This window comes from Paenibacillus tarimensis (assembly GCF_021532315.1).
Lineage (GTDB): Bacteria > Bacillota > Bacilli > Paenibacillales > Paenibacillaceae > Paenibacillus_I > Paenibacillus_I tarimensis.
Genome location: NZ_JAKGAO010000006.1, coordinates 241,627 through 265,435 on the forward strand (window position 1 = coordinate 241,627; position 23,809 = coordinate 265,435).

Consider the following 23,809-nt stretch of genomic DNA (forward strand, 5'->3'; position numbering starts at 1 on the left):
ATAGGCAGCCGCTTAGTGATTCTTCGTGAGTTCTTCCATTTGTCCAATCAAGTCCTCAAACACGCTCATTGCCTGGCTGATCGGCTCGGAGGTGGACATGTCTACGCCCGCCTTCTTAAGAATATTAATGGAGTAGTCGCTTCCTCCGCTCTTCAGGAAACCGAGGTACCGCTCGACAGCCGGTGTGCCTTCATCCAGGATCTGTTTGGAGAAGCTGGTTGCAGCCGAGAAGCCGGTCGCATATTTATACACATAGAAGCTAGTATAGAAATGCGGGATCCTTGCCCATTCCATCTCGATATCCTGGTCAACCACCATGCCTTCGCCATAATACTTCTTGTTCAGATCATAGTAGATGGCGGACAGCTCCTGCGGTGTAAGAGATTCGCCCGCTTCTGCTTTGTCGTGAATCAGCATCTCAAACTCGGCAAACATGGTCTGCCTGAACACCGTGGTGCGGAACTGGTCAGCGTAGTAGGTCAGGAGATACATTTTTTCCTTAGGGTCTGTCGATTTCTCCAGCATATAGTGCATAAGCAGGGCTTCGTTAAGCGTAGATGCGACTTCTGCAAGGAAGATCGTATACTGGGCGTCACGGTACTTCTGATTAGTGTCGGAGTAATAAGAATGCAGCGCGTGACCCATCTCATGGGCGAGCGTGAACATGCTGTTCAGGTTATCCTTGTGATTGAGCAGGACGTAAGGGTGGGTGCCATAAGCTCCCCAGCTGTAAGCGCCGCTGCGCTTGCCTTCATTCTCATAGACATCGATCCAGCCTTCCTCGAAGCCTTCCTGCAGCACCTTCAGGTAATCCTGCCCGAGCGGCTCGAGACTGTCAAGCACTCTGGCTTTGGCTTCTTCATAGGTAATGTCCATCTTGTACTCGTCTACCAGAGGGGCAAACAGATCATACATATGCAGCTCATCGACCTTCAGCAGCTTCTTGCGCAGCTCCATATAACGGTGCATAAGCGGCAGATGCTTGTGAATGGTGCCAATGAGATTCGTATAGACATCCTTTGGAATGTTGTCGCCGTAGAGGGACATCTCCAGGGCGGAAGGGTATTTGCGTGCACGCGCGTAGAAAATGTTTTTGTTGACGTTTGCGCTGAGTGTGGCGGCAAGCGTATTTTTCATTTTGCCGTATGTATCGTACATCGCTTTGAACGCTTCACGCCGTACATCCCGGTTTTTGCTCTCAAGGAATTGAATATAGCGGCCGTGCGTAAGCTCAACTTCCTGACCATTCTCATCCTTGACCTTCGGAAACTTCAAGTCGGCGTTATTCAGCATATTGAAGACAGTTCCTGGCGCTTGGGCAATATTGCCGGCCTGGGCAAGCAGCGCTTCCTCAGCCTTTGACAGAACATGAGCCTTCTGCCTTCTCATCTCCACCAGCGTGAACCGGTATTCTGCCAGATTCGGATTATCGATCAGGCGATCGAGCTCTTCCGCTGACAGGCTGAGCACCTCAGGTGTTATGAAGGAGAGGGCCTCACCTGCTTCGACGCTGAGCTTCTTGGATTTATCCGCAAGCGCCATGTTGGCAGGCTCGGCCGTATCCTCGTGGTGGCGCATATTGGCATACACGTACAGACGCTCGACATGCAGGGACAGCTCATCCTCCAATTCAAAACAAGCTCTAAGCTGCTGCGGGTCGGCGAGTTTGCCCTGATAAGCGGAAATTTTCTTGATTTGTTCCTTCGCTTCAGCATATTCCTGATCCCAGGCAGCCTGGTTAGGGAACAAGTCCTCGAGTTTCCATTGCGATTCAGGGCTGCTTTCGGAACGTTTCGGTACGTTATTCATCGGACTCCTCCTTAAATTATAGGGATGATTGGACAGCCTCCATGAATCGGAAGTCGCGGCTGGCAGGGCATGTACGGCTGAACCGAGCAGGCCTAGGGTGAGCAGAACAGCAAGCCATTTCATGGCACAGCTCCTTCTTTTTACCCCCTAGTATGTACCCTTGCCGCGGATTTCATGATTCCGGATGTTTACGGCTGGGTCGTGCCCATGTTAAACAGGCTGTAAACAATAAGAAAAAAGGCAAAGGCGATAAATACAATGGCTGCCAGTGCGATACCCCTGCGCATGCTTGCGGGAATGGATTCCCGCTTCATCAGGATGACGGCGCCAAGTGAGAATGAAGCGATAATAAAAATCAGAGTAGCTGATGCGTCCATTGGTTCCTCCCGGGTTGCGGTTAATAGCGTAGTGCCTATCATTTCGCCAAGCAGGGAACGACTTCCTTCCGGATGCCGTCTGCTCTGGCTGTACCCGGTTATATTGACCGGAACGCTTCCATAATGGACCGCAGCTCTTCCTCGTTGCCCGCATAATCGGCTGCACGGAACCGGTTCTGTGCCCAGTGCATCATTTCGGGGCGGCTAACGAAGGTGTGGCATTCCTCGCCCCACTGGTCTGAAATTTCCCGAACAATCAGGGTTTTGCCTTGAACCTCTACTGTAAGCATGTTGTACTTGTCTTTTTTGTATATCTCATATTTCTTAAACATTGGCAGATACTCCCTGTGTACATATATTTGTTTCATCATAGCCAACGGTGGAGCGGAAATCAACCCGTAGAATAATGTATAAGGCGGATGTTTTAGATATGGCTAAATGGGTTAAATTAAGTTTGTGTTAACGGCTTGTACGCCGTTTGCATATTCTCCCCCAGGGGGGTATAATAAACATATCGCCGTTAAAACGGCGCCATTTTTAGGAGGTTGTTCATTTGAAAGGAACAGTTAAGTGGTTTAACGCGGAGAAGGGTTATGGCTTTATTTCGGTAGAAGGCGGAGAAGACGTTTTCGTACATTACTCTGCGATCCAAGGCGACGGCTTCAAGACGCTTGAAGAAGGTCAAGAGGTTGAATTCGATATTACTGAAGGCAACCGTGGCGCTCAAGCAGCCAACGTTACTAAGTTATAAGATCCGATATTTCTTATAATATAGTATGACCGTGCAGAGGGACTCCGATCATCGGAGTCTCTCTTTTTTATGTCTTGTTGTGCTGGTTGGCACGCTGGCGCTGCAAGCGATCATGGTGATGGACTATACGGACAGTGAGGCGGGCAAGCCTTTGACCGCGCATTCCTTTTGATGATAAAATTATAAGATGGAATTTGTGCCAGGGGGAGAAGTATCATGCCAAAATTTAAATTGTTCAAGGACCGCAAAGGAAAGGCCGATCAGGCTAAAAATAACAAATTCGTTAAGCTCGGGCGGGAGATTTATATGCAGGCCCGCAAGGGCGGTCCAAGCCCGGAATCGAATTTCGGATTGAAGACGGCCATTGCCAATGCAAGAGCGGAGCAGATGCCGATGGACAATATCGAGCGGGCAATTAAGAAAGCGACCGGAGCGTCGGCAAGTGACGATTACGAAGAAATTGTGTATGAAGGCTATGGACCCGGGGGCGTAGCTATCATGGTGCGCTGCCTCACCGATAACCGGAACCGCACGGCGGCCGATGTGCGTGCAGTTTTCAATAAACGCGGCGGCAATATGGGAGAGAGCGGCTGCGTGTCTTACATGTTTGATGAGAAGGGGCTTCTTGTAATTGACCGGGAGGAGCATGACACGGACGAAGACGCGATGATGATGACAGCACTGGAAGCCGGAGCCGAGGATATTGTCGTCAATGAAGACTCTTATGAAGTGCTGACGCATCCGCATGAATTCGAGCAGGTTAAGAACAGACTCGAGGAAGCAGGATTCACTTTCTCCAGTGCCGGTGTGCGGTGGCTTCCACAGAATACGATTAAGGTTGACGGCGAGAATGCCGAGAAGCTGATGAAGATGATGGATGCATTCGAAGATAATGATGATGTCCAGGATGTCTATGCCAACTTCGAGATCAGCGACGAGGATATGGCAAGCTGAAATAAACATCAATCAGTGCCAGTGGAACAAACAAGGGCTGTCCAGGTCATTATGACCGGACAGCCCTTGACTTATCTGTTGTCACAGGGAGAGCACATGTTAGCGGGTTCTGCCAGTCATATGCATAAGCATGAATCCGATCCCAGCGGTAAACGCCAGCGCAGAAGCACATGCATAGAACCAGTGAGGACCCATCGACTCAAAGAGCATGCCGCCAGCCGTGCCGCTGATCAGCCCTGCAAAGCCTGCCCACACGATAGCATATACAGCCTGGCCGGATGCCCGGTATTCGTCTGGGATGAGGAATGTCAGGTAACGCAGAGCTGTGGAGAAATAAATGCCGAAGGATATGCTGTGCATGAGCTGCAGGACAATCACAAAGGACGGATCATCAATCCGGGACATCATAAAAAATCGGACGGCGTACATTAGGCTGGCAAATGCCAGCAGTGGAAGTTCCCGCAGCTTATGACCATATTTGCCCAGCAAAAACAGTATCGGGATTTCACTTAATGCTGAAGCGAACCAGGCGGTGCCAATCAGACCTTCGCCAGCACCCATTTCGCGCAGGGTTAGAGCCAGGAAGCCTTCATACATCCGATGAGAAACAGAAACAATCAGAATCAAGATGAAGAATATGACAATCCGCGGCTTTGCCAGCAGCTTATACAAGCCCGAGAACTCCATTTTCTTGAGGCTGCCCTGGTAATCGCGGAGCATCACGGCAACTCCGAGCGTCAGTCCTACGAGAGTAATGGTGATCCATAAGGTAGCACCGGAGCCTTGGGCCTTCAGCAGCAGACCGATCAGAATGGCGGAACAGGCAAAGCCTATGGAACCAAATATCCGTATCGACGGGTAGTTGCGTCCAGTTGAATGCGTCGAGAGCAGAATCATGCTGTCGCTGAGCGGCAGGATTGGTGTTTGAAAAAAGTAGAAGCCGGCCATAATCAGGAATACCCAGATGAACGATTCTGCCTGCATCAATGCCGCAAGCATGATCAGCTGTCCGATTAATAAGATGATCAAAAGTTTCTTGATTGTACGGTATTTATCACTTGCAGTCCCCGTCAGCAGGTTGGCGGCAATGGATACGGCAGGTCCAACGGCGTAGATTAGACCTATCTCGGATGGTGAATAACCTTTATCGGCAAAATATAGCGGGAAATAAGAGACAATAAGGGCGACTGTAGAATAAAACAGGTAACAATAAATCCGGAGGAGCGCTGTCTCAGAACCCGCCCGGGGGTTGCGGCCTGGTTCGCTTGAAGCAGGCTTGCTTAAGGTAGTCATGAAGCTTAGGAACCTCCTATTACGGCTGGACGAATTGCGATTTAGTGAAATTGTCATAGCTGGTCAATGAATTATGGCATTTTCGTTCCGACGCTGGATTTGTATTAGCTGAAATGGTACATTATTTGATGGAGGTTTACAATGGGGAATCATGTTTTTAAGCTGGACACCCGGTTGGGAATAGAGCTGCCGTCACTGGATACGGATTGGGATCAGATATCTGTCATGGAGAGATCCGCCATACTGGAACATTGGGAAATGATAAGAGGTACGATCCCAGACCGGATCATTGCACTTGAGCGGCTGATTAATAAGCTGCAAGCCCGTCTCAACGAGGAAGACGATTTCGAGGTATCCTGCAGGCTGAACAGTGATATCGCAGAGCAGGCAAGCCGGATTAATGATCTGCACATCTGGTACCGGGTCAATCAGGAAATCGAAACTCGCCGTCATTCCGGATAAAGATTGGGGGCAACTAGCGTGACCACGGGAACTACCCTGCAAGCCCCACAGCATCCGGTCAGCCTCATGTACCGGCTGTACAAATACATATTCCCTGAAGTGCATGCCAGTCTCGCAGGATGGCGAACGATGGCGAGCGCCATACCGGATCAGGAACTCAGAACCCAGGCGCTTGCAAGCTTGAAGTCAAAGCAGTTTCATTGCGAAGGTGGAGCAGTTTATGCTGCCGCAAGACTTGATATGAAGCATATTCTGATTCCGCTCATTGTTGCACTGCAGACAATCAGTGATTATCTGGATAATCTGTGCGACAGAAGCACCTCCATGGACGCCGCTGATTTTCGGCTGCTGCACCGTTCCATGCTCGATGCGGTAAATCCGGGGGCAGAGCTTACGGATTACTATGCATACCGGAGGGAGAGGGAGGACGGCGGATACTTGCATGCACTCGTGCAAACTTGCCAGGATTGCGTTTCTCGGCTGCCCTCTTACCGTGTGGTACAGCCTTATGTAACAGAGCTTGTCGGGTTATACGGGGATCTGCAGGTGTACAAGCATATAGGCAAGGAAGAGAGGCTTCCCTCGCTTAGTGCCTGGTGGGAAGCCCATAGCCCTCATCACCCTCACTTGCGGTGGAACGAGTTTGCAGCAGCGACAGGATCAACACTTGGAATGTTCATGCTATTTCTGGATGCCTGTCGTCCGGGTTTGCTGGAGCAGGACGCCAAGCGAACGAGAAATGCGTATTTTCCACACGTGTGCGGGCTGCACATCCTGCTCGATTACCTGATCGATCAAGAAGAGGACCGGCTTGGCGGTGACTTGAATTTTTGCAATTATTACGGTGATCGCAATGAGATGCTTGAACGTTTCGACATGGTTGTAAACAGGGCGCGGGAAGACATCCGCTGCCTGCCGGCATCGGGCTTTCACCGAATGATCATAGAGGGTCTGTTGGCGTTATATCTATCCGACCCAAAAGCAAGGACACAGCCGGATGTGAGGGAAGCGACCAGAGTTTTAATGAAACGCAGTCCGGTTACGCGGTTATTCTTCTGGCTGAACAGCGTTTGGATCCGCTGCAGACAGAGGCTGGTACCAGCAACTGAAGAATGAGATGATTTTACAGGGAGGACGAACATCATGACAGCTGTTAACAAAATTGCAGTACTTACAAGTGGAGGAGATTCACAGGGGATGAACGCGGCGGTGCGTGCCGTAGTCAGAAGTGCTCTGTATCACGGGATTGAGGTGTATGGCGTTCAGCGCGGTTATCAAGGCCTCATCAATGACGATCTCCGCTCTATGGATCTTCGCAGCGTAGGCGATATTATCCAGCGCGGCGGAACCATCCTTCAAACCGCGCGCTGCAAGGAGTTTATGACTCCTGAAGGGCAGCAGCGCGGTGCTGACGTATTGAGAGCCCGCGGCATCGACGGATTGATTGTTGTTGGAGGTGACGGCTCCTATCAGGGTGCCAACAAGCTCAGCAAGCTGGGGATTAAGACGATGGGGCTTCCGGGTACGATCGATAATGATATATCCCACACAGACTTCACCATCGGATTTGACACGGCCGTCAGCATTGTCGTCGACGCGATCAACAAACTGCGTGACACCATGACCTCGCATGAACGCTCTTCTGTTGTAGAGGTTATGGGCAGACACTGCGGTGATATCGCCCTTTATGCAGGACTTGCCAGCGGTGCAGAGACGATCATCGTACCGGAGGTATCTTATGATATCGATTTGATCTCGGCGCGTATGCGCGAGAATTTTGAAGCCGGCAAACGCCATAGTATTGTTATTGTTGCGGAGGGCGCCGGTACTGGTGCTGAGATTGCGGAAGCGATCACGGCACGCAACGGCATTGAGCCCCGTGTTACGGTACTGGGCCATATCCAGCGTGGCGGCTCGCCTACTCATAACGACCGTATTCTGGCCAGTAAGCTGGGCGACTATGCCGTGCAGCAGCTTATGTCCGGTGAGTCCGGAAAGGCTTGCGGCGTGATTGATGGTAAGATGGTTTCAACAGATATTGATAAGGTTGTAAACTCGAAGAAACCATTCAACATGGATCTGTACAATCTGGCTTTGCGTCTTTCTCAATAAGCTTTATGCATTATTAATAAAGGCCTGATGCGACCGGCGTACCGGTTGCATCAGGCCTTTTTGTTAAGTGTCTTATAAGGTAAAGGGAATGGAATGATTACTTGTAATGAACACCAGGAGAATACTTGTTGCTCGCATTCCAGAGCAGGTATTCCTCTACGCCAGTATCAGCAAGTGCTTTAATTTGTGCCTCCACCTCAGCTTTGCCATAGGAGATATAATGGCCTCTGCCGAGCCAGCTGGCGGTGAAGTCCTGTATCCACGGCCGGATGACCGGCTTATGGACACCAATGGGATCAAGCTTCTTATGCGTATCAAGCATGGCGCCTTTGATGGTTTCATATGGCTTGGTATCCGGATTCTTAACGTCGAACCAACCGGTTGTATAATGGCTCGGATAAATCATTGGGCATATAACATCCACGTACTTGGATATTTTAACGAAATCCTGGCCGATGCCCTCGGCTGCAGGCACAGATGCTGCATATCCGAAGATATCCACGGATACCCGGACGCCCAGCGGTTCCAGTTGTTCCTTGGCGTATTTGACGAATCCGGCTATAACATCGACCCGGCTTTCTTCGGTGTGATCATACTTAAGCTCATCAGCTCTGTTCTCAAAGCCTTCAGGGAATCGGACGTAATCGAACTGAATTTCCTTAAATCCCAGCTCAACAGCCTCTTTGGCAAGTGCGATGTTATAATCCCATACTTCCTTGCGGTAAGGGTTGACGAAGCTGTCCCCCTTGCCATTCTCCCAGAGCTCGCCATTGCTCTTCCGGAAGGAAAGCTCCGGCTTTTCCCTGGCGAGGACCGTATCCTTAAATACAACGATCCGTGCAATCGGATAAACTTCCTCCTTCTTAAGCTTCTGCATAAGCTTGTCGATATCTCTTATGTATTTTTTGGCGGTGCCCATCTCGAGAAGTTCCTGGTTGTCCGTAGGGTAAGTAATGTAACCGTAGTCATCCTTCAAATCAATAACCATACTGTTCAAGCCAGTCGTACGAACAAGCTCAAGGAGGGTTTCGAGACGCGAACCTCCGGCGCTGTGAGCAGTGACATAGATACCTTTTACCTTCGGTGCATCGGGCTGCGGATCTTTCTTTACATATTCGGCAGGTTCTGCTTTCCCATTCTTGGATTGGCCTGGTTGAAGACCTGCATCGATGACCGTCCCGTCATCATTAGTCTTGACAGTTGCGGCATGCTGAGCTCTTTGCTGTGTAATCATCTTACCTAGGTTTGCAGTTTCCTCTCCGCCTGTTCCTGTAGCTCCATACAGCAGTAAAAATAACGAAAGAATCCATTCCATAAAAGCCTCTCCCCTTAAAGCAAGTGATATCTATTATAAAACAAAATGTCACAGTCAGACACAGGAAATTGATAGGATTTGCGGAATCTTGACGGATCGAAGGGGGATTAGGGAGCTGAATCCCGGCGGAGCCGGTGTTCCTTATGGTGCCGTATAAATCTCTATACTTGAAACCATTATATGAGCCGGAGGATGGGTTGAAGACACAACAAAAAAACGGGAACGATATCGTTCCCGTCCGCTTGCATTCAATGCAGCAAAACCTGTCTCTGTATTTCATAGATGCTGTGCTGCACAATTTCTACGGCGTCCTCCGGCTCGAGTACTGACAATCCGTTCCGGAGTACGATGTTCATATTAAGCTCCCGCTCGGTCAGGAAAGGGACTAGTTCTGGGACGAGCTTCTCCACAATCCGAGATAACGTTACAGTTTCCATATCCATCTTGCATCACCCTTTCCTCGAAATATGTTTCAAAGAAATGCGGGGATTACACAGGGCATGAAACTCTGGGGCATTATCATTATAACAAGACTCATCACAAAAAAATAGGGTGAACCGCATAAAGCGGTCACCCTTACCCTGAAGACATTTGCAACAAATACGTCACTAGCCTCTGCGGAACTCTCCTATGACCCCTACGGTCTCTACTATGTTTACGAATGCTTTGGGGTCAAGCTGGCGGATCATTTTGCGGAGTGCAGCCAGTTCATATCGTGTGGTAACCGTCATGAGCATATCCTTCTCGGCACCGGCAAAAGCCCCTCTGGTTTTAATAATCGTTACGCCCCTCGGGGTAGCGAGTAATTTGGCCAATAGTTTTTCGGTCTCATTGGTTATAATAAAGGCGGTGACCTTCACATGCCGGATGTGTACCACATCGATGACCTTGCCTGCTGCGAACATCGATGCCATCGAGTACATCGCCGCTTCCCAGTCGTTGTTCAGTAAACCTAGCGAGGCGATAACTGCCCCGTTCAGAATGAACAGCAGCATTCCAAGCGGCAGATCCCGCTTACGGGTCACAATCGATGCGACGATGTCGAAGCCGCCGGAGGAGCCGCCGAGCCGGAGAGCTAAGCCGCTTCCGAAACCGAAGATGATACCTCCGTAAACTGCGCCGAGCATCGGGTCAACCGCCAGGGAATACACGGGTACTAGCTGCAGGAAGAGGGTTGCTGCCACAACCGAATAGACGCTCCAGGCAACAAATTGTCGTCCAAGTACGAACCAGCCCCATACGAGTATTGGAAAGTTAAGAACAAAATAAAGCACGCTGATATTCCAGCCTGTGGCATAACCGAGCATCATGGATATGCCAGATACACCGCCACTAAGCAGCTGGTGAGGGATGAGAAGCATGTTAAAGCCAACGGCGATCAGCAGGGCGCCGATGGTCATAACCGCTATGGTTCCAAGGAACCGCATTACCTTCAAAGCGGGTTTCAACTCCTTTTTGGTTATCTGTCGTTTCATGGACCGGGATTTCGTCCAAATACGATTAGTATACCACGAAGTTGCTCGCTGGTATTCATATTCTTACCTGTGCTATAATGGATTAGATATTTTCAAGTAGGCACAGAATAGAAGGAGTTTGAATAAGTTTGAAAACATTTGCTGAATTCGGCCTGGAACCCAAGGTTCTGCAGGCTATCACCGAGTTAGGTTTTGAAGAGTCGACGCCCATCCAGGATAAGGCAATTCCAATTGCCATGGCAGGTACGGACCTGATTGGCCAGGCACAGACTGGTACAGGGAAGACCGCAGCATTCGGTATCCCGCTGATCAACAAGATTTCAACATCCGAGAACCGCATCGTTGCGCTGATCATGACACCGACGCGTGAGCTCGCTATTCAGGTAGCGGACGAGATCGGTAAGCTTTCCCGCTACAAGGGCATCCGTTCGCTGCCGATTTACGGCGGCCAGGATATCGGACGCCAGATCAGAGCGCTTAAGAAGTATCCACAGATTATCATTGGCACACCAGGACGTCTGCTTGACCACATCAACCGCAAGACAATTCGTCTGGATGATGTACAGACAGTTATTCTGGATGAGGCTGATGAAATGCTGGATATGGGCTTCATGGAAGACATCACATCCATTTTGAGCCTGGTGCCGGAAGAACGTCACACGATGCTCTTCTCCGCAACCATGCCGCCGAACATCCAGAAGCTTGCCCAGCAATTTCTGCGTAACCCAGAGCATGTGTCCGTAATTCCTAAGAATATTACGGCACCTTCGATTGAGCAGGCTTATATTGAAGTGCATGAGCGTCAGAAGTTCGAGGCGCTGAGCCGTTTGCTGGATATGGAATCTCCAGAACTGGCAATCGTCTTCGGACGGACGAAGCGCCGTGTTGATGAGCTGAGTGAAGCGCTCCAGAAGCGCGGCTATTCAGCTGACGGGCTTCATGGCGACCTGTCGCAGAATCAGCGGGATGCGGTTATGCGCAAATTCCGTGATGGCAGCATTGATGTTCTTGTTGCTACTGACGTCGCAGCTAGAGGTCTTGATGTATCGGGTGTGACCCACGTAATCAACTTCGACCTTCCACAGGATCCGGAGAGCTATGTGCACCGTATTGGCCGTACAGGCCGTGCGGGTAAAGAAGGTACGGCATGGTCTTTTGTAACTCCACGTGAAATCGATCATCTGCATTTCATTGAGAAGGTTACGCGTCAGCGTATTGCGAAGAAGCCGCTGCCAAGCCTGGCGGAAGCTATCGAAGGCAAACAGCGTCTGACAGCGGAGCGTCTGATTGAAATGATTCAGAACGACGAATTCGCCGAGTACAAAGGAATTTCGATTCAACTTCTGGAACAGTATGATTCGGTTCATCTGCTGGCAGCGGCGATGAAGCTTCTTACAGGTGAGAAGAAGGATGTCAGCATTGAACTGACACCTGAAGATCCAATTCGCGCCAAGAAGCGCAAGCCGGACATTCGTTCGAGCGGACGCCGCTTCTCCGGCGGTCCATTTGGCGGTGGCAACCGCAGCGGCGGCGGATATCGCGGCGGCAGCGGTCGTGATTCCCGCAGCGGCGGCGGATACCGCGGCGGCAGCGGCGGCGGCGGAAGTCGTGAAGGCGGCAGCCGGGACGGTGGGTCACGCAGCAGCGGCGGATACCGTAGCGGCGAAGGCCGTTACAGCGGCGGTGGAGACCGCCGTCCTAAGGGCTCGTCCGAGGAATAAGATTACATTTACCGGGATAACTCCGGCAGCTTGCGTGAAGTTCGCATGCGCCGGAGTGACCCGGTTTTTCATCATGAATAAGTGGCTATTATAGCACTAGACCCAGATAGCACGAGTAATGATAACCAGCAGAATGAAGAGAACCAGAATCGTACCTGTCGAGGTCCAGAATGCACCGCCGTGTCCTACGCCGCTCATTGTTCGAACCCTCCTTTTCAATACGTTGATTAGGTTGTTGTTACAGTACATATAGTATGCTGGCTGAACAGTACAGCGTAGACTGAGGCCTAGTAAGGACATAAATGGGCGTGACCGGTTCTGTCATCTTCTACCGGAGGGGATTTCGGATGGAAATGCGCGGCCTTATGGGCGGCTTTTACAAAATTTCAGAATGGATCATGAGACTTTCCGTTACAAACGTATTATGGGTGATTTGTTCGCTGCCTTTCTTATATCTTCTGCTCGTACCGCTTTTCTTCTCCCAAACGATTGAGCAGCTTATCTCAGGATTGCTGGTATCAGCGCTGGCCGCACCGTTTTTCTTCTTCCCGGCAACTGCCGCACTGTTTACCGTGGCCCGTAAATGGGTTATGGGAGAAGTAGAGGCCCCGCTTTTGAAAACGTTTTTCCGGGGCTATAAGGAGAACTACGTTAAGAGCATGCTGGGCGGACTGCTGTACACCCTGATCTTCGTTATTATTGGGGTCGATTACTGGGTTTATTATTCCGGTATGGAAGGGCTCCAGCTGCTGTCCTATATCTTTATGGGCATCGGTATACTGCTTGTGATATCACTCTTCAATTTTTTTTCCATGATCGTGCATTACCACATGAAGACGGTACAGCTGGTGAAGAATGCGATACTAATTACGATCGGCAGACCGATTAGAGCTGTTTCTACGGTCGTAATCGCGGCTGCTGCCATTTTCATCAGTATAAATTTCACGTTCCTGTTTCCATTCTTCACGGGCAGTGTGATAGCCTATATGGCCTTCTTTAACTTCTATCAGGTTTTCCTCAAGCTGAAGGAGCAGCAGGAAAAGCAGGAGCAGGAGGCGCTTGAAGGTCAGGAGCAGGAAATGGCGGAACAGGAAACGAAGCGTCTATAGTCCTTGTCATTACCAGCTGAATGGGACAGCCTGACTGTTTACTTTTGCGATTCAAACATCTATAATAACAATACATCCTGCGATGCTCGTTACAGCTTATACGTTGTTTTGAACCAATGGCTGTTTCTAGGGAGTTCAATATTGAAGCGCGGCTGACATGCCCCCGAACAGGGACCTCAAAAACGTTTCTGCGGACACCCACCTGCGAGAGCGGGTTCAGAAACATGATAAGCGGACGGCATTGGCGGGTTACCTTAACTTTTGACGCTGGTACAGCGTGCTCATAGAGCCTTCGGTAACTGAATCATTCTTGATTCAGCCGAAGGTTTTTTTTATATCCGCGCAAGGTTTATGTAAGCGTATGAAATACCGACTTTTTTCATAGTTGGATTCATGTTATCATATAGGTTAGCAGAAAGAGATGACGGAGGGGGAGATAGTCGTTGTTGAAGCGAACATTGATCGGTATCATCCGCAGTCACGAGCAAACAGGTGACAGGGCCAAAGACCCGGAGCTCAAATCACACTACTACAAAATGTCCAAGGAGAAAGCCTGGGAGGAAGTTGTATCCACGCTGAAGAAAATGCAGGGGTATAAGGTGCTTCATGAGGTGGAATCAGTTGGGGAGATTGTAGTGGAGAAACGTACGGCTACAGGGCGGACGATGGATATCACCGTTTCGGTCATCAGCGTCAATCCGTTATTTACGGCAGTGGATATATACTCCGCATCGCGAGGATCGCTCGGCGACTTGGGGTCAAACTACCGGGTAATTCTTGATATTTACCGGACTTTGGATAAGAAGCTGGCACTGTACAAAGCAGAGAAGCCATAACAATAAGCGGGCGAGGGAATGGATTCCCGCGCCCGCTTTCTTGTGGAGCTGTTCAGTTCGTTGACAGCTGTATCCGTCTTCTGGATTAAACGAGCTGCTTGGCAGCTTCGATTGCCTGATCATAGTTCGGGTGCTCAGTCATTTCGCTTAAGTACTCCACATACTGTACCGTATCATTGGCATCCAGCACGAAGATGGAACGCATATCTAGGCGCAGTTCCTTGATCAGAACGCCGTAAGCTTCACCGAAAGAATTCGTCTTATAATCGGAGAGCATAACGACCTTGTCCACGCCTGCAGCACCACACCAGCGGGATTGTGCGAACGGCAGGTCAACACTGACGGTCAGGACGGCAATGTTGTCGCCAAGAGCGGCAGCAGCTTCGTTGAAGCGGCGGGTTTGGGCGTCGCATACACCTGTATCGATCGATGGAACGACACTGATGAGCTTTACCTTACCTGCGAAATCTTTCAGAGTGACGGTTTCGGTGAGGGATTTATTGAGTTCAAAATCCGGTGCCTTATCACCTTTCTTCAGTTCCGGTCCCACGAGAGTGATTGGGTTGCCCTTCAAGGTAGCAACGCCTGTACGTTCTTGTGCCATGTTTGATGAAGCCTCCTTTATTTGTATGCTTGTTCCGTCATCCATTATAATCGTTAGCAGTTGTCAATGTCCAATCCATGCCAGGAGGAAATGCTATGATATTTTTGCGATATGAGAGCTTTCGCGGGTATCTGCGCGCATACCCGGTTACTTCAGCACTGCTTGGTATCAACATCCTGTTATTCATGTACAATTGGATCGCGGCGGGTGAACCGCTCCTTAACCGCTTCGCGTTCTTCCAGCACGAGCTGCTGGATCCCTATGGCCTTACTGAGCCTTGGCGTTATCTCACTTCAATTTTTTTACACGCAGGCTGGGAGCACCTGCTGTTTAACTGCTTCTCCATCCTGGTATTTGCTCCTCCGCTGGAGCGGTTGCTGGGAAGGTATAGATACCTGTTCTTTTATTTGCTAGCCGGCATATTCGGGAATGTCTTTAGCGCTTTTATCAATACGCTGGGAACCTATGGCGTTCATTACTCAGTGGGTGCGTCTGGTGCGATCTACGGCATATTCGGCGCATATCTGTATTTGGCTGTGTTTCGCAAGCATGCGCTCGATGAAGGGTCGCGCAAGACGATATATACCATACTTGTGTTTGGTTTGATTTATTCCCTTCTCTCCACTAGAATTGATATTTGGGCTCATATGGGAGGCGGCTTGGCCGGTTTTATCATGATGAGTCTGTTTGTACGCAAGAGATAAGAGGGGTCGAATAGAGGAAATGGAATTAAGGCAGCTGTATTACTTTGTTAAGGTGGCCAGCCGTGAGCATGTAACCAGAGCCGCGGAAGAGCTCCACGTAGCACAATCGGCGGTGAGCCGCCAAATTCATCAGCTGGAGGAGGAGCTGGGTGTTAAGCTGTTCGTCCAAAAGGGGCGCAATCTTCAGCTGACACCGGTCGGTCAGCTGTTCCTCAAGCGTGCGGAATCCATTATAACGGATCTGGAGCGGGCCATAATTGAAATCCATGAATTCATGGATCCTGACCATGGTGAAATTCGAATCGGATTTCCTCATAGTCTGGGCACCCACCTCATCCCGAAGGTGGTGGCGATGTTTCGTAAGGCGCACCCGAACGTACGCTTTCGCTTCAAGCAGGGCATGTATCCTTCGTTAATTCGCGATGTTATGGACGGGGAAGTGGATCTCGCCTTTATATCTCCCTTGCCGGAGAATCTGGGGCAGATATGCGGCCAGGTAGTGCTTACGGAGAAACTATATGCTCTTCTGCCGCTTGGCCACCCGTTAGCGGAAGAGCTGTCGATTGAACTTTCGCAGCTGAAGGATGACCCTTTTGTGCTGTTTCGTGAAGGCTACTCGTTACGGCCGATTGTATGGGATGCCTGCCTGGAGGCTGGGTTTACGCCTAATATCGCGTTTGAGGGTGAAGAGACGGATACGATTAGAGGGCTTGTTGCGGCGGGGATGGGAGTCACACTGCTTCCTGAGATGGCTGTGTATCATTCGGGGCCGATGCAGCCTGTTAAGGTAGAGGTTCGTAATCCCGAAATCTCCAGGGAGATCGGACTTATTCACCGGTCGAACCAGAAGCTGCCACTGGTTGCGAAGGTATTTCATCAGTATCTGTTAGACTACTTTGCAGAGCGGAGGGCTTAGAAGGCGTTCTGTAATAAAATAAGGCCGGGAAGGAGAGCAGCTGCTTTCCTTCCCGGCCTATTTGGCATCTAATCGAAGAAATTCTTTATTCCCGGTTAGAGGTGAATATCATAATGTACTTGAGAAGCTCAAGCAGCGAGATTAATGCAGCCGCTACATAAGTCAGCGCCGCTGCGTTTAATACCTTGGCAACTCCCCGTTCCTCATCATTCGTAATGAACCCTTCTGAGATCATCAAATCGCGGGCGCGGCTGCTGGCATTGAATTCAACCGGCAGGGTAACAAGCTGGAAGGCGACCGCTGCGGAGAAGAAGATAATACCGATGCCCACAAGGTTCATCATGTTGAACAAGAAGCCGGCGATTAGCAGGAATGGTGCGAAGCCGGATGCGAAATTGACAAGCGGGAACATTCTGTGCCGGATCGCCAGCATCGGATAGCTGACCGAATGCTGGATGGCGTGGCCGACCTCGTGACAGGCAACCGACACGGCCGATATTGAGTTCTCGTAGTATACGGGCTCGGACAGGCGTACGACCCGGCTGATCGGATCATAATGGTCAGTCAGACGGCCTGGAACCGGTTCAATTGGAACATCATGAAGTCCATTGGAATCAAGCATCCTGCGGGCTGCCTCATAGCCTGTCAGGCCGCTTGATGTGGGAACCTCTGCCCACTTGTTAAACGTACCCTTGACCCGGAACTGGGCCCAAATCGAAATGCCGAATGCAATCAGGATGAGAAAATCCATAGGGTGAAAAAATAACATGCTATTCCCTCCATTGTGTGTGAAAAGTATGACGTTACATGAGGGGGCCTTTGCCGATCAGAAGCATTAACGCTTCGATACAGGCTGCTGTCTGAGGCATCAGCCGCTTGTACACGTTGCGCGCTTGCTGGGGCTTCAGCCGGTCAATGACAGGCTCAAGCTCCTGTACCTCCCGCTGCAGCTGGGTCAATCTGATTTCAAGATCGGTCAGCTTGCGGTTGACCTGCTCCTCCGAAACCTTGCCCCATTGATCGAGTACGGCTTTAATCTCATCTAACGTGTATTTTTCTTTCTTCATTTGTTCTATACGAGCGAGCCGTTCCAAGGTTTCATCTCCGTATAGACGGTAATTGTTGTCAGATCGTTTAGTAGGTGTAATCAGTCCAAGCTTAGTATAAAAATCAATTGTCCGCGGGCTTAGTTCTGCCTTTTTGGCGAGTTCACCGATCCTGTACAGCTTAGTATCCCCAATTTCTTCACCATCCTTTCAATACAAACTGTACTCTATTACTATATGATACCTAAACCCTAACCATACAGTCAAACGTAATGCTTTAGAATTCATCACATAATACGACAAAATTCCACAAATGTTTCCGGTACCTGTGCCGGTGGCCCAAAGATCAATAAAAGCCGAAGAATATTCCATTCGCCCAATTGAATATATGGATTATATGAACGAAAAGTTAACATTAATACTTGAAAAAAGACGAACGTTAGAGATTTCTCTCTTATTTTTCGCAAAAATTCATAAAGTGTATTGTCAAATGAACTAGTTCTGACTATAATGGCAATAAGTCTTTCCTCATGTGTCAGATAACATAACATTAAGGGAGTGGTCGTTGTGGTCAAGAAAGTTTTGCTGACAGTAGGTGCGTTGCTGTGTTTATTCCCGGCAATGGCCTTCGCGGATGAGCCATCCGCAGGAATGCTCAATATGGGGTTAAATACGCTGTGGATTATTCTGGCAGCGGTTCTGGTTCTATTGATGCAGGGAGGATTTATTCTGCTTGAGACGGGGTCAACCCGAATGAAGAATGCGGGTCACGTCGCAGGCAAAACGATATTTACAGTAGGTCTTGCTTCTATTGTATGGTGGGCAGTTGGTTATGGCTTCGCATTCGGGACCGGAGGGAATGCCTTCATCGGATTGAGCGATTTCTTCTATAGCGCTCCACTAGTTGGGACGGATGCTGAACCTTACTCGCCAACCGCGTTCTTCGTTTTCCAGATGATGTTCGTTACGATTTCGCTGTCCATTGCATGGGGCGGGTTTGCCGAACGCGCTAAGCTGTCTGTTTACTTAATCTTCACGCTGATCTTCTCGGCTGTTATTTATCCGGTGATTGCTCACTGGATCTGGAACGCGGACGGCTTCCTTGCAGCGGATGGCGCGCAGGATTTTGCCGGTTCAACAGTTGTGCATCTGACCGGTGCCCTGGCGGCCTTCGCTGCTACAGTATTGCTTAAGCCGCGTATTGGCAAATTTAACAAGGATGGCTCCGCTAATGAAATTTTGGGACACAACCAGGTCTTTACAGCACTGTCGGTTCTTCTCCTGTGGGTAGGCTGGTTCGGCTTTAATGCAGGCAGCTCGCTTAGTGTAGGTGACGGATTCTTCGCTTATGTCGCATTCAACACTCAGCTTGGTGCAGCAGCTGGTGCTGTAGCGGCGCTTCTAATATCCTGGGCTTTCATTGGCAAAGCGGATATTACTACCATGCTGAACGGCGGTCTTGCAGGTCTTGTGGCGATTACAGCTTCTTGTGCTTATGTGGAGCCTTGGGCAGCTGTTGTGATTGGTCTTATCGCAGGTGTACTCGTGTTCTTCAGTGTTAAATTATTTGAGAAACTTCGTATCGATGATCCGATTTATGCCTTGTCCGTACACGGCGCAGCCGGTATTTGGGGTACATTGGCCAACGGCTTCTTCGCAACACCTGAACTGGCGGCTAAGGTAGGCATCGGTGAGGGCGGCTTATTCTACACCGGCAGCTGGCATCAGCTTTGGGTACAGTTTGAGAGCGTCGTGATCTGTGGCGCGTTCGTGCTTGCGGCTTCTTTCCTTGTACTTGGTATCATGAAAGCCGTTATGGGACTGCGCGTTACCGAGGAACAGGAAATTGTCGGTCTTGACCTTAGTGAGCATGGCAACTACGGTTATCCAGAGCAAATGAAGAAAGCTCAGCAAAACCTGAACGTTTAACTGTATACTGGCATCAGGACATACTGACGAAAGGGAGTGGGCGCCCATGAATGATCCAGAAGTGGCGCAGCTTCTCGCACTAATTGGAACAGTTGACGACACAGGGGCACTTCGCAGCCTTCGGGACCGTATACAGGAGGAACTGGAGCGGAAGCTTCCCAATACTTCTGTCGAACAATTTTATAGTGATCTGAATGAGGTGCACGATGCTATAGTCAGTCGGGCTGTACACCTCGCAGAACAGGAGATGGCACGGACAGGGAATGGCTTCCCTCCCGTGCCTTATGCCTATCTGTTGTTCGGAAGCGGTGGACGCAGTGAACAGACACTGTCCAGTGATCAGGACAGTGCCATGCTGTACGAGATCCCGGATAATGCGGATAACCGGGAACAGGTAGAGGCCTACTTTCAGGCGTTCGCGCGGCTCGTTGTGGATATCCTTAAGACAGCGGGCTATCCGCCATGTGAAGGCAATGTGATCAGCACGAATCCGGAATGGTGTGAGTCGCTTAGCGAGTTTAAGCGGAAGCTGAACCGTTGGTTTGAGGAAGGGCATTGGGAAGTTGTCCGTTACCTGTTAATCGTGGCGGATGCAAGAATGGTTGCGGGAGAAGAGCGTCTAATCCAGGAGTTGAAGGACAGCTTCTACCGGGATACGCTGGAGAAGCCGCTGATTGTCAGAAGGATGCTGGACAACACCATGAAGCATAAGGTGCTTATCGGGGTGTTCGGCCAGCTGCTTAAGGAGCGTTACGGCGAGGATGCAGGCAGTCTGGATGTAAAATACGGCGCTTATATTCCTATGGTAAATGCGGTTCGCTTGATGGCGATTCAAGCAGGGATCAGGGAGACTTCGACGCTTGAACGGCTTAAGAAGCTTAAGGAACAGAATCGGCTTCCAGAAGAAGCAGACAAATATGCTGCGGCCTTCCGGCTGTTCCTGAAGCTGAGACTGCTTACAATGGAACGGAATGAAGGCGGCATGTATAAGAATAACGGCAAGATTGCCGGTGATCGTCTGACAGCAGAACTAAGGCGTGACATTAAGGAAGCGCTTAAGGCAGGCAAGAAGCTCCAGCGACTGGTGGCCAGGCAGACGGCGAGTAAGCTTATGTAAGCCGGAGGGGTGAATGATGAAAGAGCACAAGGGCGTTGGAAGGATGTGGCATTTATACAAAATGGGCGGGCTTACCCCGGCCATCGCGTCGATGCTTGGCGCTCAGAACGCCCAGCAAATGGCCTTTATCCGTTCGATGACGAAGGAGCAGCGCAAGCAATCCGTTCTGGATCAGCCGCTTCGCGAGCTTGAGGTGGTTGTGTTTGATCTGGAGACGACTGGCTTCTATCCGTATAACGGGGATGAGATTTTGTCGGTGGGCGGAGTGCTCATGCGAGGCCTGGAAATAATGGAGTCGCGCAGCTTTTACAGTCTGGTCAATCCGGGGCGTAGGGTACCACGGCATATAACAGAGTTGACGGGTATTACAAACGAGATGACCGGGTCGGCCCCGGAGCTAATGCAGGTACTGCATGATTTTATGGAATTCGCCGGTAAGCGGGTGCTGCTGGCCCATGGTTCAGGACATGACAAACAGTTCTTGAATGCTGCTCTCTGGCGTACGTCAAGAGTAAATCTGACACACAGGGTGCTTGATACCATGATGGTCGCCAAATGGCTGGAGCCAAAGCGGGTTTCGTATGGTCTTGATGAGCTGCTCGAGGATTACGGTATTAAGATCACCCAGCGTCATCATGCACTGGAAGACTCCTTCATGACGGCCAAGCTGTGGCAGTCCTTCCTCAGGCAGATGCTTGCCCGCAATATAACAACATTAGATGATATGTATGCTTACCTCAGTAAACATTAATTCACCGGCTGAGCTGTATTGCGGACGGTAAGCCTTTATTACGGGATTACCCGGCTTTGCCAGTGAGATGATCCAGGCATATGTTTGTGTACCTCCGCTCCACTGCTCGATATCAGAGGCTGAAGGGGCAGCTGGAGTAGTGGGATGGGAATGGAAGAAACCGGCGATGGTTTGCCGGTTTCTTTGTATTTTATATAAGGCTGCTACCCAGTCGGTTGGGTCAAATGTATAGGAGTTAACCCGCGTACCCGCCGCATTGCGGACGGCAATGATTTCGGATACGGTCTGGTTGGCAGCAGCCTCTGACGTGAGCGATGAAGCCTTATCGTATGAAGCAAGTACTCCGCAGGCTTCGTCCGGGAATTTATCCAGGCAGATTTGTATCAATCGTTCATAAGCCGGTCTGGTAATCGTAACTCGGTTCAATCCGTGCTTCCTCCCTCATGCCGGCAATGGCACAACTAGAGCTTTATCTACTCAGTATAACCGAATTATGTGAAGCCGTCATATCAGGCTGTATCCCCGGCCACCTTCGGCGGCTTGACCATGAAGAATACGAATGCAAGTGCAGCGGCCGCGAGTATGGCAACGGTTGTAAACAGTACCTGCTTGGAGATTTCGACCAGCCAACCAAAAATCGGCGGCCCGAAGGCAACCCCAAGAAACCGTAGGCTGCTGTATAGGGAGGTAATCATCCCGCGATGCGCCTTATCCACCGAGCCTGTAACGAGCGTATTAATACAAGGGAGGAGAAGTCCTGTTCCAATACTGCTAAGCGTCAACAAGCCCAATAGCAGGTATAGATTTTGCAGTCCCCATATAGCGGCTGTTAAGGATGCTGACATCAATAACAAGCCTACGTTCATAAGCACACGCATCAGGTGGCCTTTGTTCTTGATAATGCGGCCTGTGACGTAAGAGGTTACAACCAATCCGAACAGGGGTATAGCCAATATACCGCCTTTGGCGACGCCATCTATACCGTAGGGCGGCTTCTCAAGCAGGTCAGAGAGGAAGAAGAGCACACCGAACAGGACGAACAAAGCCAGCGAACCGGCTATGAAGGCGGGAATCAGCCATTTCCCTTTCTTCCGGAAGGTCTGCGCAATGTTATGCAAGTAATTATGCAGGGTCGGCGGCTTGTCCTTATGCTTTGGTTCCTTAATCAGGAACATCATAGCCAGCAGCGATAGGGCACAGAAAGCCGGGAAAGCGAAGAACGGGGCGAACCATACAATGAGCGCAAAAAGTGACCCGAGTATAGGGCTGATAACTTTACCTGTCCCGTTAGCGGCCTCAATTAAACCGAGCGCTTCACTTTCATTCCCGTTCTTATACATGTCGCCTACCAATGCCATTGCGATCGGTGCCGTTCCGGCGGCTCCCAGTCCCTGAACAGCCCGGGCTGCAATAAGTATGGTATACGAGTTCCAAACGGCTCCCAAGCCGGCGACGATACCCGCAACGCCATATACAATAAGGGAAGGTATAATTATCGCTTTACGCGACAATCGGTCAGATAAATATCCGGCAACCGGTATAAAGACGCCTGCCGTTACCGAAAATAAGGTAATAACTAAACTGGATTGGAAGGAGCTAACACCGAGCTGCCGCTCCAAATCAGGCAGAATTGGGACAAGCATAGAATTGCCAAGCACCATTACCATCGGGACGGTTGCAAGTGCAATGTATTCCGCCCATTTGGACTTGCGTCCGCCTTTTTCTTTTTTCTCTTTAGGGGTGTGCGCTTCATGCTCATGTGCGGCATGTGAGTGGCCGGCTCCTTTTTGGCGAAGCCAGCCAGGCTTGACCTTTTCCATTGTTATCTGCTGCCTCCGTTCGTTCAGGTAGTAACGCTTAATAAGATGTCCAGATGCTTGAAGGGTCATTCGGGTCATGTTAAGATGTGTGAGTCCAGTTATAAGGAAAGCGGGGATTAGATATGAACCGGAGCCGGGTATGGCTCATTTGTGCCATCGCGATATTACTGGCCGGATTTGCGGTTTACTTGGAAACAGATGAGGAGCCTGTCGTCTCTGCCAATCCTTCTTCGGGGGAGGCCAAGCCTAAGGTGGGCTATACAGCGCCGGCGTTCGAGCTGCCGGATTTGAATGACCAGGCTATACGAGTGGGCGGCATAGGGGACAAGCTAGTGCTGATAAATTTTTGGGCTTCCTGGTGCGGGCCTTGTGTGATGGAGGCGCCTGACCTGCAGGAGCTGCACGAAGCGTATGGAGACAAGGTTACAATTGTCGGGGTTAACGCAACCAAATTTGACCGTGAGCGTGAAGCGCGTCAGTTTGTAGCTGAGTATGAATTCACTTTTCCCGTTCTCATGGACCGCAAGGGGACGGTGACCGAGCTATACCGGGTATCGGAATTTCCGACATCTCTTCTGGTTGATCATACGGGAGTGGTTCGAGAGAGGATCACTGGTGTTATCCCGGCCTCCAAGTGGCGCACGCTAATTGATAAGTGGAGTTGAAAAAAGAGCCTCATTCAAGCCTATTGGGCTGGATGAGGCTCTT

The 23,809-nt window shown here is 50.3% G+C and carries 28 protein-coding genes and 1 other RNA gene; 16 read left to right on the top strand and 13 right to left on the bottom strand.

From position 1 onward, the window contains the following. Positions 1-12 precede the first annotated feature (12 nt). From pepF to L1N82_RS06290, 3 genes are all read right to left on the bottom strand, one after another. Positions 13-1,809, bottom strand: a complete 1,797-nt coding sequence (pepF, locus tag L1N82_RS06280; protein WP_235286519.1) for an oligoendopeptidase F — start codon at positions 1,807-1,809, stop codon at positions 13-15. Between the two features lie 188 nt (positions 1,810-1,997). Continuing rightward, entirely contained in the window at positions 1,998-2,186 is a 189-nt protein-coding gene (locus L1N82_RS06285; RefSeq protein ID WP_235286599.1) for a hypothetical protein, read from the bottom strand. 98 nt (positions 2,187-2,284) lie between these two features. Next, entirely contained in the window at positions 2,285-2,518 is a 234-nt protein-coding gene (locus tag L1N82_RS06290; protein ID WP_235286520.1) for a hypothetical protein, read from the bottom strand. A gap of 221 nt (positions 2,519-2,739) precedes the next feature. Here L1N82_RS06290 and L1N82_RS06295 point away from each other — a divergent pair, with 221 nt between their 5' ends. Genes L1N82_RS06295 through L1N82_RS06305 form a run of 3 tightly spaced genes read left to right on the top strand, consistent with a single transcriptional unit; the run spans position 2,740 to position 3,891 of the window. Further along, positions 2,740-2,937: a cold shock domain-containing protein gene (locus tag L1N82_RS06295; protein WP_111146689.1), complete on the top strand. Its 198-nt coding sequence runs from the start codon at positions 2,740-2,742 to the stop codon at positions 2,935-2,937. Between the two features lie 25 nt (positions 2,938-2,962). After that, on the top strand, positions 2,963-3,109 hold the full coding sequence (locus tag L1N82_RS06300; protein ID WP_235286521.1) for a hypothetical protein: 147 nt from the start codon (positions 2,963-2,965) through the stop codon (positions 3,107-3,109). Between the two features lie 44 nt (positions 3,110-3,153). Then, positions 3,154-3,891 carry a YebC/PmpR family DNA-binding transcriptional regulator gene (locus L1N82_RS06305; RefSeq protein WP_235286522.1) on the top strand — a complete coding sequence of 246 codons (738 nt, stop codon included), beginning with the start codon at positions 3,154-3,156 and terminating at the stop codon, positions 3,889-3,891. Positions 3,892-3,990: 99 nt separating this feature from the next. On the opposite strand, the gene L1N82_RS06310 is transcribed toward L1N82_RS06305, so the two are convergent. Next, complete coding sequence (locus L1N82_RS06310) at positions 3,991-5,184, bottom strand: MFS transporter (protein ID WP_235286523.1); 1,194 nt, start codon at positions 5,182-5,184, stop codon at positions 3,991-3,993. A 141-nt stretch (positions 5,185-5,325) separates the two neighbouring features. Here L1N82_RS06310 and L1N82_RS06315 point away from each other — a divergent pair, with 141 nt between their 5' ends. From L1N82_RS06315 to pfkA, 3 genes are all read left to right on the top strand, one after another. After that, a complete protein-coding gene (locus L1N82_RS06315; RefSeq protein WP_235286524.1) occupies positions 5,326-5,646 on the top strand; it encodes a hypothetical protein in 321 nt (106 codons plus the stop codon). Between the two features lie 66 nt (positions 5,647-5,712). Then, positions 5,713-6,762 (top strand): tetraprenyl-beta-curcumene synthase family protein, encoded by a 1,050-nt coding sequence (locus L1N82_RS06320; protein ID WP_235286600.1) that lies wholly within the window; start codon positions 5,713-5,715, stop codon positions 6,760-6,762. A gap of 27 nt (positions 6,763-6,789) precedes the next feature. Beyond that, positions 6,790-7,758, top strand: coding sequence for a 6-phosphofructokinase (gene pfkA / locus L1N82_RS06325; RefSeq protein WP_235286525.1), 969 nt, complete (start codon positions 6,790-6,792; stop codon positions 7,756-7,758). 97 nt (positions 7,759-7,855) lie between these two features. Here pfkA and L1N82_RS06330 read toward each other — a convergent pair whose 3' ends face one another. The 3 genes from L1N82_RS06330 to L1N82_RS06340 form a co-directional block, all read right to left on the bottom strand. Next, positions 7,856-9,073 (bottom strand): putative glycoside hydrolase, encoded by a 1,218-nt coding sequence (locus L1N82_RS06330; protein ID WP_235286526.1) that lies wholly within the window; start codon positions 9,071-9,073, stop codon positions 7,856-7,858. A 248-nt stretch (positions 9,074-9,321) separates the two neighbouring features. After that, the gene (locus L1N82_RS06335) at positions 9,322-9,516 is read right to left on the bottom strand and encodes a hypothetical protein (RefSeq protein WP_235286527.1); all 195 of its coding nucleotides are present in this window, start codon (positions 9,514-9,516) and stop codon (positions 9,322-9,324) included. A 165-nt stretch (positions 9,517-9,681) separates the two neighbouring features. Next, positions 9,682-10,500: a YitT family protein gene (locus L1N82_RS06340; RefSeq protein WP_235286601.1), complete on the bottom strand. Its 819-nt coding sequence runs from the start codon at positions 10,498-10,500 to the stop codon at positions 9,682-9,684. A 176-nt stretch (positions 10,501-10,676) separates the two neighbouring features. Between L1N82_RS06340 and L1N82_RS06345 the strand changes: the two genes are divergently transcribed. After that, positions 10,677-12,269 (top strand): DEAD/DEAH box helicase, encoded by a 1,593-nt coding sequence (locus L1N82_RS06345; protein ID WP_235286528.1) that lies wholly within the window; start codon positions 10,677-10,679, stop codon positions 12,267-12,269. A gap of 96 nt (positions 12,270-12,365) precedes the next feature. Here the strand turns inward: L1N82_RS06345 and L1N82_RS06350 are convergent, their stop codons facing one another. Beyond that, positions 12,366-12,467: a sporulation protein YjcZ gene (locus tag L1N82_RS06350; protein ID WP_235286529.1), complete on the bottom strand. Its 102-nt coding sequence runs from the start codon at positions 12,465-12,467 to the stop codon at positions 12,366-12,368. Positions 12,468-12,616: 149 nt separating this feature from the next. On the opposite strand from L1N82_RS06350, the gene L1N82_RS06355 reads away from it, so the two are divergent. The 3 genes from L1N82_RS06355 to L1N82_RS06365 all read left to right on the top strand — a co-directional run bounded on the left by L1N82_RS06355 (position 12,617) and on the right by L1N82_RS06365 (position 14,214). Then, the gene (locus tag L1N82_RS06355) at positions 12,617-13,378 is read left to right on the top strand and encodes a YesL family protein (protein WP_235286530.1); all 762 of its coding nucleotides are present in this window, start codon (positions 12,617-12,619) and stop codon (positions 13,376-13,378) included. 71 nt (positions 13,379-13,449) lie between these two features. Then, positions 13,450-13,633, top strand: a non-coding RNA gene (ssrS, locus tag L1N82_RS06360) — 6S RNA. 188 nt (positions 13,634-13,821) lie between these two features. Continuing rightward, positions 13,822-14,214, top strand: coding sequence for a DUF1499 domain-containing protein (locus tag L1N82_RS06365; protein ID WP_235286531.1), 393 nt, complete (start codon positions 13,822-13,824; stop codon positions 14,212-14,214). Positions 14,215-14,299: 85 nt separating this feature from the next. Here the strand turns inward: L1N82_RS06365 and tpx are convergent, their stop codons facing one another. Continuing rightward, the gene (gene tpx, locus L1N82_RS06370) at positions 14,300-14,818 is read right to left on the bottom strand and encodes a thiol peroxidase (protein ID WP_235286532.1); all 519 of its coding nucleotides are present in this window, start codon (positions 14,816-14,818) and stop codon (positions 14,300-14,302) included. 95 nt (positions 14,819-14,913) lie between these two features. Between tpx and L1N82_RS06375 the strand changes: the two genes are divergently transcribed. Beyond that, positions 14,914-15,522 carry a rhomboid family intramembrane serine protease gene (locus L1N82_RS06375; RefSeq protein WP_235286533.1) on the top strand — a complete coding sequence of 203 codons (609 nt, stop codon included), beginning with the start codon at positions 14,914-14,916 and terminating at the stop codon, positions 15,520-15,522. Positions 15,523-15,541: 19 nt separating this feature from the next. Further along, on the top strand, positions 15,542-16,438 hold the full coding sequence (locus L1N82_RS06380) for a LysR family transcriptional regulator (protein ID WP_235286534.1): 897 nt from the start codon (positions 15,542-15,544) through the stop codon (positions 16,436-16,438). An 85-nt stretch (positions 16,439-16,523) separates the two neighbouring features. On the opposite strand, the gene L1N82_RS06385 is transcribed toward L1N82_RS06380, so the two are convergent. Together L1N82_RS06385 and L1N82_RS06390 are read right to left on the bottom strand one after the other, a co-directional pair. After that, the gene (locus tag L1N82_RS06385) at positions 16,524-17,207 is read right to left on the bottom strand and encodes a zinc metallopeptidase (RefSeq protein ID WP_235286535.1); all 684 of its coding nucleotides are present in this window, start codon (positions 17,205-17,207) and stop codon (positions 16,524-16,526) included. A gap of 34 nt (positions 17,208-17,241) precedes the next feature. Next, the gene (locus L1N82_RS06390) at positions 17,242-17,679 is read right to left on the bottom strand and encodes a MerR family transcriptional regulator (RefSeq protein ID WP_235286602.1); all 438 of its coding nucleotides are present in this window, start codon (positions 17,677-17,679) and stop codon (positions 17,242-17,244) included. Between the two features lie 372 nt (positions 17,680-18,051). Between L1N82_RS06390 and L1N82_RS06395 the strand changes: the two genes are divergently transcribed. Genes L1N82_RS06395 through L1N82_RS06405 form a run of 3 tightly spaced genes read left to right on the top strand, consistent with a single transcriptional unit; the run spans position 18,052 to position 21,281 of the window. Further along, on the top strand, positions 18,052-19,413 hold the full coding sequence (locus L1N82_RS06395; protein ID WP_235286536.1) for an ammonium transporter: 1,362 nt from the start codon (positions 18,052-18,054) through the stop codon (positions 19,411-19,413). A gap of 46 nt (positions 19,414-19,459) precedes the next feature. Continuing rightward, the gene (locus L1N82_RS06400) at positions 19,460-20,530 is read left to right on the top strand and encodes a DUF294 nucleotidyltransferase-like domain-containing protein (protein WP_235286537.1); all 1,071 of its coding nucleotides are present in this window, start codon (positions 19,460-19,462) and stop codon (positions 20,528-20,530) included. A 16-nt stretch (positions 20,531-20,546) separates the two neighbouring features. Further along, positions 20,547-21,281, top strand: a complete 735-nt coding sequence (locus L1N82_RS06405; RefSeq protein ID WP_235286538.1) for a 3'-5' exonuclease — start codon at positions 20,547-20,549, stop codon at positions 21,279-21,281. Here the strand turns inward: L1N82_RS06405 and L1N82_RS06410 are convergent. Beyond that, entirely contained in the window at positions 21,246-21,707 is a 462-nt protein-coding gene (locus L1N82_RS06410; RefSeq protein ID WP_235286539.1) for a Mov34/MPN/PAD-1 family protein, read from the bottom strand. The genes L1N82_RS06405 and L1N82_RS06410 overlap by 36 nt on opposite strands. 83 nt (positions 21,708-21,790) lie before the next feature. Continuing rightward, positions 21,791-23,101, bottom strand: a complete 1,311-nt coding sequence (locus L1N82_RS06415) for an MFS transporter (protein ID WP_268821844.1) — start codon at positions 23,099-23,101, stop codon at positions 21,791-21,793. A 122-nt stretch (positions 23,102-23,223) separates the two neighbouring features. Here L1N82_RS06415 and L1N82_RS06420 point away from each other — a divergent pair, with 122 nt between their 5' ends. Continuing rightward, positions 23,224-23,766: a TlpA family protein disulfide reductase gene (locus L1N82_RS06420; protein WP_235286540.1), complete on the top strand. Its 543-nt coding sequence runs from the start codon at positions 23,224-23,226 to the stop codon at positions 23,764-23,766. Positions 23,767-23,809 lie beyond the last annotated feature (43 nt).